The organism is Lentzea sp. NPDC005914 (assembly GCF_040629405.1).
Lineage (GTDB): Bacteria > Actinomycetota > Actinomycetes > Mycobacteriales > Pseudonocardiaceae > Lentzea.
Genome location: NZ_JBEXVQ010000010.1, coordinates 244,722 through 259,225 on the forward strand (window position 1 = coordinate 244,722; position 14,504 = coordinate 259,225).

General features: G+C 69.5%; 10 protein-coding genes. 6 read left to right on the forward strand and 4 right to left on the reverse strand.

Annotation, left to right across the window (positions count from 1 at the left end; translation table 11 throughout):
- The first annotated feature begins 60 nt into the window (after nt 1-60).
- Complete coding sequence (locus ABZ345_RS17455; RefSeq protein WP_359849037.1) at nt 61-693, forward strand: TetR/AcrR family transcriptional regulator C-terminal domain-containing protein; 633 nt, start codon at nt 61-63, stop codon at nt 691-693.
- On the opposite strand, the gene ABZ345_RS17460 is transcribed toward ABZ345_RS17455, so the two are convergent.
- Nucleotides 694-2,700 (reverse strand): NPCBM/NEW2 domain-containing protein, encoded by a 2,007-nt coding sequence (locus tag ABZ345_RS17460; RefSeq protein ID WP_359849040.1) that lies wholly within the window; start codon nt 2,698-2,700, stop codon nt 694-696.
- A gap of 117 nt (nt 2,701-2,817) precedes the next feature.
- Nucleotides 2,818-4,500 (reverse strand): acyl-CoA dehydrogenase, encoded by a 1,683-nt coding sequence (locus ABZ345_RS17465; RefSeq protein ID WP_359849043.1) that lies wholly within the window; start codon nt 4,498-4,500, stop codon nt 2,818-2,820.
- 138 nt (nt 4,501-4,638) lie between these two features.
- On the opposite strand from ABZ345_RS17465, the gene ABZ345_RS17470 reads away from it, so the two are divergent.
- From ABZ345_RS17470 to ABZ345_RS17480, 3 genes are read left to right on the forward strand one after another with little or no spacing between them, the layout of a single operon-like run.
- Nucleotides 4,639-5,718 carry an exo-alpha-sialidase gene (locus ABZ345_RS17470; RefSeq protein ID WP_359849046.1) on the forward strand — a complete coding sequence of 360 codons (1,080 nt, stop codon included), beginning with the start codon at nt 4,639-4,641 and terminating at the stop codon, nt 5,716-5,718.
- A complete protein-coding gene (locus ABZ345_RS17475; protein WP_359849049.1) occupies nt 5,715-6,260 on the forward strand; it encodes a hypothetical protein in 546 nt (181 codons plus the stop codon). Before ABZ345_RS17470 ends, ABZ345_RS17475 begins: the two co-directional genes overlap by 4 nt.
- Nucleotides 6,257-6,541: a MoaD/ThiS family protein gene (locus tag ABZ345_RS17480; protein ID WP_359849052.1), complete on the forward strand. Its 285-nt coding sequence runs from the start codon at nt 6,257-6,259 to the stop codon at nt 6,539-6,541. The genes ABZ345_RS17475 and ABZ345_RS17480 overlap by 4 nt, the downstream gene beginning before the upstream one ends.
- A gap of 171 nt (nt 6,542-6,712) precedes the next feature.
- Here ABZ345_RS17480 and ABZ345_RS17485 read toward each other — a convergent pair whose 3' ends face one another.
- Both ABZ345_RS17485 and ABZ345_RS17490 read right to left on the reverse strand, forming a co-directional pair.
- Nucleotides 6,713-7,660, reverse strand: a complete 948-nt coding sequence (locus tag ABZ345_RS17485) for a zinc-binding dehydrogenase (RefSeq protein WP_359849055.1) — start codon at nt 7,658-7,660, stop codon at nt 6,713-6,715.
- A gap of 80 nt (nt 7,661-7,740) precedes the next feature.
- Nucleotides 7,741-9,207 carry an aromatic amino acid ammonia-lyase gene (locus tag ABZ345_RS17490; protein WP_359849058.1) on the reverse strand — a complete coding sequence of 489 codons (1,467 nt, stop codon included), beginning with the start codon at nt 9,205-9,207 and terminating at the stop codon, nt 7,741-7,743.
- 30 nt (nt 9,208-9,237) lie between these two features.
- Between ABZ345_RS17490 and ABZ345_RS17495 the strand changes: the two genes are divergently transcribed.
- Complete coding sequence (locus ABZ345_RS17495; RefSeq protein ID WP_359849061.1) at nt 9,238-12,216, forward strand: DEAD/DEAH box helicase; 2,979 nt, start codon at nt 9,238-9,240, stop codon at nt 12,214-12,216.
- Nucleotides 12,209-13,033, forward strand: coding sequence for an SWIM zinc finger family protein (locus ABZ345_RS17500; protein WP_359849064.1), 825 nt, complete (start codon nt 12,209-12,211; stop codon nt 13,031-13,033). The genes ABZ345_RS17495 and ABZ345_RS17500 overlap by 8 nt, the downstream gene beginning before the upstream one ends.
- Nucleotides 13,034-14,504: the final 1,471 nt, after the last annotated feature.

Sequence of the window (14,504 nt, forward strand, 5' to 3'; positions counted from 1 at the left end):
AGCCTCCTACGTACGCCGTACGTCGCAGGGAAGCTACTCCACGTCGTATGGTCTCCGCCAGTGTCCTCATCACGTGAACCGTTGACCCGCGCCCGCATCGTGGATGCGGCGGTGCGGTTGATCGAACGTGAGGGCGTGGAGGCCGTCTCGATGAGGCGTCTCGCCTCCGAGCTGGGCGCGGGCACGATGTCGCTGTACAACCACGTGCCGAACAAGGCCGTGCTGGTGGACCTCGCGGCCGAGCGGATCATGGCCGAGGCGCGGCCGTACCACGTCGAGAGCGACGACTGGCGTGACCACCTCAGGGCGCACGCGCGGGCGGTGCGGGAGCTGGCGCGGCAGCATCCCCGCGCGTTCGTGATGCTCGCGACGCGGCGGCTGAGCAGTCAGGCCGGGTTCATGACCATCGAGATCGCGCTGAAGAACATCGAGCGGGCCGGGTTCCGGGGCAAGGTCGCCGTCGGGATGATGCGGGCGATGGTGTCCTACCTGCTGGGCACCTTGATGAGGGAGGTCGCGACGTCACCGGAGCTCGGCGGGATCGCGTTGTCGCCCTACGAAGACGTCGACGTCGCCGCGTTCCCGTTGTCCGCGGAGGTGATCGACGAGCTGGGGACCTACGACCACGATCATGAGTTCGAGTTCGGTCTCGAGCTCATGATCGCGGCCTTGGAGCGCTACCAGTCGGACTAGCTAGCAGGTGATCTTCAGGTCACCCCAGTTCGCGTGGTCGTAGGACTTGCCGTTGCCGCCGTCGGTGACGATCAGGCGCGTAACCGTCGCGCCCGACACGTTGGCCTCCAACGCCTTCGCGGCGTCCGTGCCGGTGACGGGACCGCTGTCGAACACCTTCTTGTTGTCGGCCCACACCTCGTAGGTCACGAGGCTCAGCGGGTTGACCTTGTTGTCCTGGATGCCGATCGTCGCGGTGACCTTCGAGCACGCACCGCCCGTGTAGTACTCGATGTGCGCGGGGGCGTGCGTGCCGAGGCCCTTGGCGAACACCTGGCCGCGGATCTTGATCGGGCCGCCGTCACCCTGCTTGGCCTCGCCGTTGGTGGTGTCGATCTCGACCGGGCCGTGGCCGTTGGTGCTGCGCAGCCACTTCAGGTCGCTGACGTAGAGGTCGCCCTTAGGCGCCGCGCCGGGTACCAGTGCCTCGGTGGAGTACTGCCTGGTCACCGGGTTGTTCTCGTGCGGGCTGTGGAAGGTGAAGCTCGCGGTGATCGGGAACCGGCCGGCTGCCGCCGTGGCGGGGACGGTGACCTGCCAGGTGGTCTTGAAGGACTTCTCGCCGGGCAGGATCGCCTTGAAGCTGCTGGACGTCGCCTTCGCGGTCCAGCCCTGGGGGACGTTCAGCGTGGCCTGGACCAGGACGATCGGCAGGCGGCCGGTGTTGGTCACCGACGTCGTGTAGGTGACGGACTTGCCGGGCTGCACGATCGGCAGCGCGCCGGGGTAGAGGACCTCGCCGTCCGCGGCCGTGGTGATGGCGGGCGGGTAGCGGTACCAGTCGTTCGCCGCGCTGATGCGGAACATCGCTGAGCCGTGGGGCGGGAGTGCCGCGCTGATCTCGTTGGCGGAGTGGGTGGTGGTCTTGGTCCAGAGGTCGCGGACCTTGTAGCCGGCTGACTTGGTGAGGCCGAGTTCCGTTGCGGTGACGGACATGTTGGCGGCGCTGTCGTTCTCGTTGAACAGCAGCACGGCCTTGTCGCCGTTGCTGAGGGGCTTGACGAAGACGTAGTTGCCGCCCTGGTTGCGGATCACTTTGCCTTGTGTTCCGAGCTTGTCCTGGTTGACGGCGATGACCTCGCGGTTCTCCAGGATCTCGAACGTCTCCGGGGTGACCTTGCGCAGGTCGGCGCCGATCAGCAGCGGTGCCGCCATGATCGACCAGAGGCTGAAGTGGCTGCGGTACTCCAGGTCCGTCATGCCGCCGTTGCCGACCTCGAGCATGTCCGGGTCGTTCCAGTGGCCGGGCCCCGCGTAGTCGGCGAGCTCCATGTTGCGCTTGGCGATCGACACCATGGAGTTCCAGTTGTCGCTGATGTCGCCGGTGGTGCGCCACAGGTGGCCGACGTCCTTCGCCCACTCCCACGGCTTGTTCTGGCCCCACTCGCAGAGGCTGAACACGATCTTGCGGCCCGTGGCGTTGAGGGCGTCGCGCATCTTGGTGTAGCGGAGCTTCGCGTCCACGCCCTGGTTGTTGCAGTTGTCGTACTTGAGGTAGTCGACGCCCCAGCTGGCGAACAGCTTCGCGTCCTGCTCCTCGTGGCCGAGGCCGCCCGGGAAGCCGCCGTCCTTGTTGCAGGTCTTGATGCCCGCTGACGTGTAGATGCCGAACTTGAGGCCCTTGCCGTGGACGTAGTCGGCGACGGCCTTGATGCCGTTGGGGAAGCGCGTCGGGTGCGGGACGAGGTCACCGTCGGCGTTGCGCTCGGGCAGCGCCCAGCAGTCGTCGATGTTGACGTACTCGTAGCCCGCGTCCTTGAGGCCCTTGTTCACGAAGATGTCGGCGATGCCCTTGACCATCTCTTCGTTGAAGTCGTTGCGGCAGTGCGTGCTGTTCCAGTTGTTGAAGCCCATCGGCGGTGTCAGGGCCAGCTCGGGCTTCTCGGCTGCTCGTGCCTGGGGTGCGATGAGGGTGCCGGCGGCGACTAGGGCGGCCAGCGCGGCTGTGTGCCATCTGCGGTGATTCACGTGCACGCGCTCCTTGTGGCTGGGAGGGCGGCGGCGTGCTCATGAAAACGTTTGTGTAACCGATACGTCAAGGGGGCGAAACCTGTCGGCTTCGCCCCCTCGTGTCCCGTTTGGGTTCTACGGACGCATCTCGTACCGGCCGGAGAGCGCCACGACCTGCTGCCAGACGGTGTCGAACCGCTGCTGGTCGACGTGCGGCTTGCGGATCTGGCCGAGCGCCCACTGCTGCTGGGCCTCGGTGCTGCTCGGCTTGCCGTGCAGGGCGGTCGCGTAGCCGGCGAAGTCGCGGACCAGGACGTCGAAGATCTGGTCGAGGACGCTCTCGTCCGTCTTGGTGATCTTGGCCTGCTCCAGGACCAGCTGGCCGTAGACGACCAGGGTGAAGAGGTGGCCGAGGTTCAGCAGGAAGTCGAGGTCCTTCTGCTGGTCCGCGTCCGGTGCGGCGGTGGTGAGCAGGGTCTTGATGGCGGTGGCCTGCTCGTGGAAGAGCCGCACGTTGGGCAGGTGGGCGTGCTCGGCGTAGATCGGCTCCCAGTCGTGGAACTGGATCTTGCCGAGGCCGCGCGCGGGGCCCTGGTGCCAGAAGAAGTCGTCGTCCTTGGGCTCGTGGACGGATCCGACCTCGTCGTAGCTCTTGGGGTTGAAGAGGTAGTTCGGCATGAACTTCAGCACCAGGGCCAGGTTGACGTGCACGGTGCCTTCGAGCTTGGGCAGCGCGCGGATGTCGGCGGTGGCGCGGGTGAAGTAGGTGTCCTTCTCGAAGCCCTTGGCCGCGATGACGTCCCAGAGCAGGTCGATGACGTTCTCGCCCTCGCTCGTGACCTTCATCTTGGTGATGGGGTTGAAGAGGAGGTAGCGGCGGTCGTTCTCGTTGGCGCTGCGGAAGTAGTCGACTGACCTGTCCGCGAAGAGCTTCATCGCGGTGAGGCGCGCGTACGCGTCGACGAAGTTCTGGCGGACGTGCGGGAAGTCCGTGACCGGGTTGCCGTAGAGGATCCGGTTGTGGGCGTGGGTGATCGCCTCGTAGAAGGAGTGCTCGCAGATGCCGATGCTGGCAGTGCAGAGGTTGAACTTGCCGACGTTGACGGTGTTCAGCGCGGCGCTGAAGGCGTCCTGGCCGCGGTGGAGGATGTCTTTTTCGGTCAGCGGGTAGTCCTCGAGGCGGAACTCGCTGACGAACATCTGGCTGTCGACGACGTTCTTGATGAGCTTGAAGTGCTCGCTCTGGCTGTCGACGGCGAAGAAGACGTAGTCGTCTCCCTCCCTGCCGAAGACGCTGACCATGCCGGCGACGTTGCCGTTGCCGATGTAGTACTTGCTGCCATTGGCTTTGTAGCCGTCGTCGGTCTTGGTGAGGATCATGTCGGTGCTGTAGACGTCGGCGCCGTGTTCTTTTTCTGACAGGCCGAACGCGAAGACCGCGCCGCTGTCGAGGAGTGCTGCCGCCTTCTGCTTGGCCTCCTCGTTGCCGCTCATCCAGATCGGGCCGAGGCCGAGCACCGTGACCTGCCAGGCGTACCAGTACTGCAGCCCGTAGAACCCGAGGACCTCGCTGAACGCGGCGTTGCGGGCGGCGTCCCAGCGCTTGGTGCCGTCAACGCTCTGCGGCGTGCAGAAGGTGGCGAAGAGCTTCTCCTGCTTCACGAAGTCGAGGAACTCGGTGTACCAGACCTTGTCCTGCGCGTCGGCGATCAGCTGGCGCTTGCCGCGGGCCTCGAACCAGTCGATCGTCGCCCGGAGCAGGCGGCGGGTCTCGTCGTCGAGGTGGGCGGGGTCGTAGTGGTTCGGGTCGAGCAGCACTGGCGCCTCCTTCGTGTGCTTCGGACGCTACCAGTGAGTAACTTGCCGGTCTACGTGGGGTTTCCGGCGCGGCCGGAAATTGTCGGACCCCAGGCGTAACGTGCCCCACATCACATTTCGACGAGGAGGCAGCGTGCGATGACGGTGGTCGTGGCGATCGGTACGCGCAAGGGTTTGTGGCTCGCTCGCAGCGAGGATCGGGTCACGTGGGAGGTCGACGGCCCGCACCACGCCATGCAGGAGGTGTACGCCGTAGCGTTCGACACCCGCGATGGCGTGCGTCTGCTGACCGGTGTCGCCTCGCCGCACTTCGGTCCCGGCGTGTCCATTTCGGACGATCTCGGGGCCTCGTGGGAGGAATCCTCCTCGCCGCCGATCGCGTTCCCGGTGGAAGACGCCGCTCTGGAACGCGTGTGGCAACTCCAACCGGCGCCAGCCTCGCAGCCGGGCGTCGTGTGGGCGGGCACCCAGCCCTCCGCCCTGTTCCGGTCCGCTGACGGTGGCCGCTCCTTCGAGTTCGTCGAGGGCCTCTGGAACCACCCGCACCGCCCGGAGTGGGCGGCGGGCTTCGGCGGTCAGGCAGTCCACACGATCGTGCCGGACCCGGTAGACCCGGACCGGATGCTGGTGGCGATGTCGACCGGCGGCGTCTACCGCACGGCCGACGGCGGCAAGTCCTGGGAGGCCCGCAACAAGGGCATCAAGGCCTACTTCTTCCCGGACCCGTGGCCGGAGTTCGGCCAATGCGTGCACAAGGTGGCCCAGCACCCGGCCTCGCCATCCCGCTTCTACGCCCAGAACCACCACGGCGTCTACCGCAGCGACGACGGCGGCGACACCTGGCAGTCCATCGCCGACGGCCTCCCCACCGACTTCGGCTTCGCGATGGTCGTCCACCCCCACGACCCCGACACCATCTTCACCTTCCCGATCGAGGCAGACGGCCGCCGCTTCCCACCCGAGGGCAAGTGCCGCGTCTACCGCTCCCGCGACGCCGGCGCGACGTGGGAAGCCCTGGGCACCGGCCTGCCGGACAACTTCTGGACCGCCGTGATGCGCGACGCCATGTGCACCGACAACGCCCCGACCCCCGGCGTCTACTTCGGCTCCCGGTCCGGCGAGGTCTACGCGAGCCCGGACGAAGGCGAGACCTGGCACCAGGTAGCGGCCCACCTGCCGGACGTGATGTCGGTCCGAGCCGCGGTGATCCCGACGTGACCGCACCCGCCCCGCACGCCACCGTCCCGCGCGCCACGGTTCTGCGCGCCACGGTTCTGCGCGCCACGGTTCTGCGCGCCACCATCCCGCACGCGACCGTCGGGCACGCCGCGGTTTCGTACGCGGCGGTTTCGCGCGCCACGGTTCTGCATGCCGCCGTCGCGCACACCGCCGTTCCGCGCGCTGCCGTCCCGCACGCGACCGTCGGGCACGCCGTGGTTCCGCGCGCCACGGTTTCGCATGCCGTCGCACACGCCACCGTCCCGCGCGCCACGGTTTCGCACGCCGCCGTCCTGCCTACCGCCGTCCTGCTTACCGCCGTCCTGCCTACCGCCGTCCCGCATGCCGCCGTCGCGCATGCCACGGTTCCGCGCGCCGCCGTCCCGCATGCGGCCCGTGGGCACGCCGTGGTCCCGCGCGCCGCCGTTCCGCACGCCACCAGCCCGTACGCGACCGTCGGGCACGCCACGGCTCCGCGCGCCGCCGTCGCGCGCGCCACGGCTCCGCACGCCACGCGGTTCGAGGCGGTGATCTCGACGTGAAGGTGACGGTGCTGATCCCAGGCGTCCTCCGCACAGCCACCGACGGCGCGTCCCACGTGGACGTGGACGTCCCCGAGCCGGCCACCCTCGGCGCCGCCCTGGACGTCCTCGCCGACACCTACCCGGGCCTGGACCGCCGCCTGCGCGATGAGCGCGCTGCCTTGCGCCGCTACGTGAACTTCTACGTCAACGGCGAGGAGTGCCGCCGCCTCTCCGGCCCGGCCACTCCGCTGCCCGCGGGCGCCGAGATCCAGATCCTGCCGTCGGTGGCGGGAGGCTGACGTCCGGGCCGGGTTGCGCCGTACCGGGGATGGCGGCGCAGCCCGGCCAGTGGCGGTGTGTCTTCGGTTCGCCGGGTTCGCGCTTCCTCGTTATGCGAGGGATTGGTAACGCCGTTTCAGGACACCGTTCACCCGATCGAGATTGCGTTCACGGTCGGCGTCGAGGTCCGGTCAGATCAGCAGCAGCGACTTGCCGAGGGTAGCGCGTTCTTCGAGCGCCCGGTGGGCTTTCGAGGCCTCTGCCAGCGGGTACGTCGCGCTGATCACCGGGCGGAGACGGCCCTGGGCGGTGAGTGCGAGCGCCTCCGCGAGGAGTTCGTTCACGAAGGCCGGGGCCGGGGGACCTGCTGCCAGCACGTTGTCCACGTGCACCTGCCGGGCGCTCGCCAGCTCCGGGTCGATGTCGGCGAACCCGTCCGAGGTGCCATAGGTGATGAAGGTGCCACCGGCGGCCACGGTGTCGAACGCGGCCTTGCCGAGCGCTCCTCCCGCGCCGTCGAAGGCCACGCTCACTTCCCGGACCTGGTGCTGCCAGCCGTCGAGCGAGTAGTCCACGGTCATCTCGGCGCCCAGTTCGCGGGCCAGCTCGAGCTTGCGCGCGCCGCGAGCCGCGGCGATCACTCGGGCGCCGGCGTCGTGCAGCAGTTGCACCAGCAGCGAGCCCGCGCCGCCCGTGGCCGCTGCCACCAGGACCCACGAGCCTTTCTCGATCTTCGCTCGACGGGCGAGCAGGAGCGCCGTGGCTCCGTCGTGCAGCACGGCCGCCGCCTCGGGTGAGCTCAGGCCGTCCGGGACCTCGACGATCTCCTCGGCCGAGAAGACGACCTGCTCGGCGTAGCCCTCGGGGCCGCGGCCCACGACGTGACGGCCTAGCCAGGCCGGGTCCACGCCTTCGCCGACCGAGAGCACGTGTCCCGCTCCGCCTCCGCCGGGTACGTAAGGCGGGTGCCTGGGGAAGATCTCGGCGCCCCAGCCCCGGCGCAGCAGCGTGTCGAGGAAGATCACGTCGGCGGCCTTCAGCCCCACCACGACCTGTCCCGGACCGGCCACCGGTTCGAGGATCTCCTCGGCTAGAAGTGCTTCTGGCCCACCGAATTCGTGCACGCGGACAGCACGCATCACAACCACATCCCCCTGCTTCGGCCAACCTGACCTGCCCACCGTAAAAGCTCCAGCTAGGTTGAGATCAAGGCCGAGGATCAGCAGGCGGCGAAGTCGTCCAGAAGACCGGAAGCCACCTCGACGTCCGGGCTGAGCTGGCGGTCGGACATGTCCGGGTTCAGCTTCGCCTCCGCCATCTCGAAGGCCGCCAGCAACGCGGACGTCTCCGGCCGGACCCGCCGCAGCCGCAACGCCCGCACCGCCGCCACGATCTCGCAGGCCAGCACCAGCCGGAAAGCGGTCAACGACCGCAAGGCCTGGGAGGCCGACTGGAACGCGAAACTCGAGTTCTCCTCCTGTCCGCGCGACACGACGGCGTTGCCGATGCTCGCGGGCTCGGCGAGCGTGCGGACCTCGGCCAGGGCGGAGTTGGCGCTGTACTCCAGGATCATCACGCCCGAGCTGCCGCGCACGCCCTCGGCCAGGAACGGGCGCAGGCCCGTGAAGTTCGGCTCGACCAGGGTGGTGAGGCGCGCGGTCGAGAGGTGGCCGGTGTGCAGCATCGACAGGCGCAGGCGGTCGAGGGCCTGGCCCAGGTACGCGCTGTGGAAGGCGCCGTGGTGGTAGGCGGCGTCGTCCTCGGGGCCGAACTGGTCGGCGACGATCAGCGGGTTCTCGGCGGCGGCGTTGAACTCGACGTCCAGGACGCGGCCGAGGTCGGTGGCGGCGTCGACGGCCGGGCCGTGGATCTGCGGGAAGCAGCGGTAGCCGAACGGGTCCTGGATGCGAGCCGGAGGGCGGGACGGCTCGGCCAGCAGGCGGCGCATCTCGGTGGCCACCGCCACCTGGCCGGGGTGCGGGCGGCCGAGGTGGACGCGCTCGTCGTAGGCCTCCACGGCTCCGTCCACGGCGAGGAACGACAGTGCGGCCACGACGTGAGTGGCCTTCAGCAGCTGGTGCGCGTCCTGCCAGGCGAGGCCCGCGATGCCGATGGTCAGGGCGTTGCTGCTGATCAACGCCAGCGCGTCGCCCGAGTCGAGCTCGATGGGGTCCGGGGTCTGCGTGGAGCCGAGCCAGTAGCGCTCGCCGAGCAGCGTGAGGCCGGTCTCGGCCAGCGCCGTCAGGTCGCCGGTGCCGATGGCGCCGTACTCGTGCACGCCGGGGTAGCAGCTGCTGTTCAACGCGGCCAGCAGCGCGTCGGCCACGGGTCTGCGCACGCCGGCGCCGCCTGCCAGGAGCTGGTTGAGGCGCACGACCATCATCGCGCGCACCTGTTCCTCGGGGAGCATGCCGCCGAGGCCTCCCGCGTGGCTGCGCAGCAGGCGCAGGCCGTGCTCGGCCCAGCCCTCGGTGCTGACGAGCTGGTCGCGGTTCGCGCCGACGCCGGTCGTGCGGCCGTAGACCTGTCGTCGCACCACGAGGCGCTGGCTCGCGCGCCACGACGCTTCGAGGCGCTCGAGTCCGTCGGCGTGCAGGGCCACCGGGGCGTGGTACCTCGCGACGCGCACCACGTCGTCGGCGCCGAGGGACTGACCGTCCAGCACGACAGGGGAGTCTTCGACCATGGCGCCAATGTGAACACATAGGGTTCAAAGGTGCTCGTACTGCATGGCCTGTGTGCGACCGACGGCGTTCTCGCGCTGTGGGCGGAGGACTCCGGGCTGCCCGCACGCAGCGAGAGCACGCGCCGGGACGCGCCGCACCCGTTCGCGGCGCCGGCCGAGTCGGTGGCCGCGGCGCTCGGGCTGGAAGTCACCAAGACGATCACGCGGAACCTGCTGCTGCCGTCGTTCTCATCAGGACCGATGGCGTCGCCGGAGCTGGTGCGCGACCCGTTGGCGGCGGGACGGGCGCAGCGCGGCAAGGTGACGCTGCGGCAGTGGGGCGTGCCCACGATCCGCCTCGCGGGAACCAAACCCGAGGTCGGTGCCGAGGTGCGGCTGAGCGACTCCGCGCGGTTCGTGTTCGACGTCGCCGGGTTCGCCGCCGACCTCGCCGACCGGGGGCGCGTGCTGCCCTCGGTCGCGCCGGAGGGGGCCGTCGCGCGGTGGGTGCCGGTGTTGTCGGGCACGGACTCGGCGCGGTTCGCGGCGCTGCAGGCCGCGATGCCGCCCGCGTGCCGGTGCGAGGAGATCGCCAGCGACCCCGCCGAACTGGTGCGGGCGGCGCTCACGACCGCGGTCGACGAGCAGGTCAGGAGCCGGTTGAACGGCGTGGGCCTCGCGCCGGCGCACCGCGGCCGGGTGACGACCGCCGAGGCGTGGCTGGCGGCGCTCACCGGCGAGCCGGCGTTCGACGCGGACCCCGTCGAGCTGTACGAACTGCGTGAGCAACTCGACCGGTGGCGGGACAGCGCGGGCAACGAGAGCCCGGTGCGCACGTGCTTCCGGCTGCGCTCGCCCGAGCAGCGCGACGACGACGAGTGGGCGATCGAGTTCCTGCTGCAAGCCGTCGACGAGCCCAGCGTGCTGGTACCCGCGGCCCAGGTCTGGTTCGCGGACGACAGCGTGCTGCGGCGCTGGATCCCGGCACCGCAGGAGCACCTGCTGGCCGACCTCGGGCGCGCGAGCAGGCTGCACCCAGACCTCGACGAGGCGTTGCGCGGCTCGCACCCGGCCCAGATGGAGGTCGGCGCGGAGGGTGCGTACCGGTTCCTGAGCGCCGCGCCCGTGCTCGCGCAGGCAGGATTTGGCGTGCTCTTGCCGTCGTGGTGGCAGCAGACGACGAAGCTGGGGCTGAAGCTCACGACCAAGAGCCGCGGCACGGCCGGAACCGTGGCCAAGGAGAGCGAGATCGGCTTGAAGTCCATTGTGGACTACAAGTGGGAGCTGGCTCTCGGCGAACAGACGCTCACCGACGCCGAGCTGGCCGAGCTCGCGCGAGCGAAGGTGCCGCTGGTGAAGGTGCGCGGCCAGTGGGTGCAGGTCGACCAGAAACGTCTCGCGGCCGGGCTCGCGTTCCTCAAGCGCGGCGGTGGCCAGATGACTGCGGCCGAGGTAATGCTCCACAGTGGACTCAACGCGGAGGACGAGAGCCTGCCGCTCCCGCTGATGTCGGTCGAGGCCGACGGCTGGCTCGGAGACCTGTTGTCCGGCAAGGCGGACGAGCAGATCGAACCCGTCGAGCCGCCGCCGGGGTTCGGCGCGCAGCTGCGTCCGTACCAGCAGCGCGGCCTGGCGTGGCTCGCGTTCCTCGACAAGATCGGTCTGGGCGCCTGCCTCGCGGACGACATGGGTCTCGGCAAAACCGTTCAGCTGCTGGCACTCGAGGCGTTGAACCGCTCTCGCGGCAAGCGGCCGCCGACGTTGCTGGTCTGCCCGATGTCGGTGGTCGGCAACTGGCAGCGCGAGGCGGCCCGGTTCACCCCCGAACTCTCGGTGCACGTGCACCACGGCGCCGACCGGCTGGACGGCGACGCGTTGCGCGAGGCCGTGGAAAGCCATGACCTGGTGCTCACCACGTACGCGCTGGCCGCCCGCGACGCCGACGCGCTCGGTGACCTCACGTGGGACCGCGTGGTGCTGGACGAGGCGCAGAACATCAAGAACAGCGCGACCCGCCAGTCCCAGGCCGTGCGCCAGCTCAAGGCACGCCACCGCGTCGCGCTGACCGGCACGCCCGTCGAGAACCGGCTGGCCGAGCTGTGGTCGATCATGGACTTCGCCAACCCCGGCGTGCTGGGCACGATCAACACGTTCCGCGCCCGCTTCGCCGTCCCGGTGGAGCGCCACAACGACCAGGACGCCGCCGCCCGCCTGCGCAAGATCACGAACCCGTTGGTGCTGCGCCGCGTGAAGACCGACCCGCGCATCATCAGCGACCTGCCGGACAAGGTCGAGATGCGCCAGCTCTGCAACCTGACGACCGAGCAGGCCTCGCTCTACCAGGCCGTCGTCAACGACATGCTGGAGAAGATCGAGGAGTCGGAAGGCATCGAGCGCAAGGGCCTGGTGCTCGCGACGATGTCCAAGCTCAAGCAGGTCTGCAACCACCCGGCGCACTTCCTCAGCGACGGTTCGCGCGTCGCCGGCCGCTCCGGCAAGCTCGCGCGCCTCGAAGAGGTTTTGGAGGAAGTGCTCGCCGAGGGCGACAAGGCGTTGTGCTTCACGCAGTTCACCGAGTTCGGCAGCATGCTCGTGCCGTACCTGGCCGCGCGCTTCGACACAGAGGTGATGTTCCTGCACGGCGGCACGAACAAGGCCGCCCGCGACCGCATGGTCGAACGCTTCCAGGACGCGCGCGGCCCGTCGCTCTTCCTGCTGTCGCTGAAAGCGGGCGGCACCGGCCTCAACCTCACCGCCGCCAACCATGTGATCCACCTGGACCGCTGGTGGAACCCCGCGGTCGAGGACCAGGCAACCGACCGCGCGTTCCGGATCGGCCAGCGACGCAACGTGCAGGTGCGCAAGTTCGTCTGCATCGGCACGCTGGAGGAACGCATCGACGCCATGATCGAGGAGAAGCGCGCGCTGGCGCAGCTGGTGGTGGGCGCGGGCGAGAACTGGCTCACCGAGCTGTCGACCTCGCAGCTGCGCGACCTGCTGGCGTTGTCGGGGGAGGCCATCGGTGAGTGAGCACTGGTCCGGCCCCCGCTACGGCAAGACCATCAAGGTGGACAACGGCCTCAAGGCGCGCAGCAAGCGCGGCGACATCGGGGCGACCTGGTGGTCGCGCCGCTTCATCGAGGTGCTGGAGTCGTTCGGCATGGGCGGCCGCCTGACCCGAGGCCGCACCTACGCGCGCCAGGGCCAGGTGTTGTCGCTTTCCTTGTCCACCAGCATGGTCATCGCTCTGGTGCAGGGCTCGCGGCCCACGCCGTACAAGACGCGGATCGCGATCAAGTCGTTCACCAACCCGGAGTGGCAGCGCATCGAACACGCACTGGCCGGAAAAGCCTTGTACGCGGCCAAGTTGCTGGCCGGCGAGATGCCCGCCGACATCGAGACGTTGTTCGCCTCCCTGGGGCTGCAGCTCTTCCCGGCTTCCTCGCGCGAGCTGACGATGGACTGCACCTGCCCGGACTGGGAGGTGCCGTGCAAGCACCTCGCTGCCACCTGCTACCTGCTGGCCGAGTCGTTCGACAACGATCCGTTCGAGATCCTGGCCTGGCGGGGGCGCGGCCGTGAGGATCTGTTGGAGCGCCTCAGAATGCTGCGCGGCACTACGCGGTCCGTGGTGGCGCGGGAGGAGGCGCCGCCGCTGACCCGGTGCCTGGACACGTTCTGGCAGCGGCAGACCACGTCGTCGCTCAACCTCGGGGATCCAACGGCGGTGGTGCGCGCGGACGCGGTGCTCGACCAGCTGGACGCGGTGCCGATCACCGTTGGCCGGGAGAACCTCGTCGACCTGTTGCGGCCGGCCTACCTGGCGTTGAAGCCTCCGTCCGAGTAGCTGATCCGGCCGAGATGTGGCTCGGGGTGGGCCGGTGGGGGCAGCTCGGGCTACGGGTGGGTGTGGTGCGGGGCTGGCCGGTGTGGGCGACTCGGGCTGTGGGTGGTGGCATGGGTCGGCCGGTGTAAGGCGGCTCGGGCTATGGGTGCGTGTGGCGCGGGTCGGCGTGGGGCGGGTTCGGGTCATGGGGGCGTGCGGCGTGGGCTGGTGTGGGGTGGCTCGGGCTGTGAGTTGGTGTGGCTTGGGCCGGCGTGGGGTGGCTCGGGCTGTGAGTTGGTGTGGCTTGGGCCGGCGTGGGGTGGCTCGGGCTGTGGGTGGGCGTGGTTTGGGCCGATGTGGGGGTGGGTTCGAGTCATGGGTTGGTGTGGCGCGGTTCAGATGATGGGCGGCCGTTGGGGCTAGCCGCTTGGCGCGGTGTGGTCTGGGCGCGGGGCGACGGCTGGGCTGGTGGCTTGGTGGCCCTGGTCGAACGGAAGCCAGGCCGTGGACCCGTGTGGGGGTGCTGCGCTTCGGGTGTGGGAGGGGTGCCGGTCGGATCGTGGCGGCCGTGGTGGGGTGCGGACAGGTTGGGGCGGTGCGGGCGCGTTGGGACGGTGGAGGGTCCGGGCGAGGCACTGCGAGACCGCGCCACGAGTGGTCTTGCGTGCTGGCGAGCGGGTGCGCCTGACCAGCGGGTGGTCGACTGCGGGCGGGCGTGGGTGCCACTGGCAGGCCGAGGCCGGTGGGCGGCTGTGGCGACGATGGCCAGGATGGCTGTTGGGTGCCGGGCGGTCGTGGTGGGGGCGGCCGCGCCTGAGCCGTGGACCTGTTGGCAGCGTTGCGATTGCGTGTGTGGTGGGTGACAGCTGTTGCAGGTGCTGGATGTGTTTGGCTGTGGGCGTCGTTCGGGATGGCTGCGGTTACGGGCGTCGTATTGGCAGGCTGGGACTGCGGACCCGTTGGCAGCGCTGCGGTTTGAGCATGCGGCGTGTGGCGGACTGGTCCGGGTTCTGGTCGTGTCTGGCTGCGGGCGCGTTTGGGGAGTAGCGGTTGTGAGTGTGGTGTTGGCGGGCTGGGGCCGCGGACCCGTTGGCAGTGCTGCGGTTGGGTGTGGTGTGCGGCAGCCTGTTGCAGGTGCTGACTGCGGCTGAGCCGTGGACCCGTTGGCAGCGTTGGGGTTTGCGCGTGCGGCGACCTGGTGCCGGTGCTTGCTGTGCCTGGCTGCGAGCCCCCGTGGGGCTGCGGGGTGTGTGGGGCCGCGGACCCGTTGGGGCCGTGCGGTCCGGGCGCGGTTTGGGCGCTCGGAGGGCAGGGCTGGGCTTGACCCGTTTTGACGGACACCTGAGATCAGGGGTTTTGCCCCTGGAAGGATGTCCTTATGAAGACCACGGGCTCGAACAAGCCCCGGCGTCCTCGTCGTGCGTTCACCCCGGAGTTCAAGGCCGAGATCGTCGAGCAGTGCCAGCGTGGTGACCGCTCGATCGCGCAGGTC

Coding starts and splice junctions, on each gene's coding strand:
- ABZ345_RS17470 (WP_359849046.1), top strand. CDS start 4,639: ATGACGGTGGTCGTGGCGATCGGTACGCGCAAGGGTTTGTGGCTCGCT.
- ABZ345_RS17485 (WP_359849055.1), bottom strand. CDS start 7,660: ATGCGTGCTGTCCGCGTGCACGAATTCGGTGGGCCAGAAGCACTTCTA.
- ABZ345_RS17490 (WP_359849058.1), bottom strand. CDS start 9,207: ATGGTCGAAGACTCCCCTGTCGTGCTGGACGGTCAGTCCCTCGGCGCC.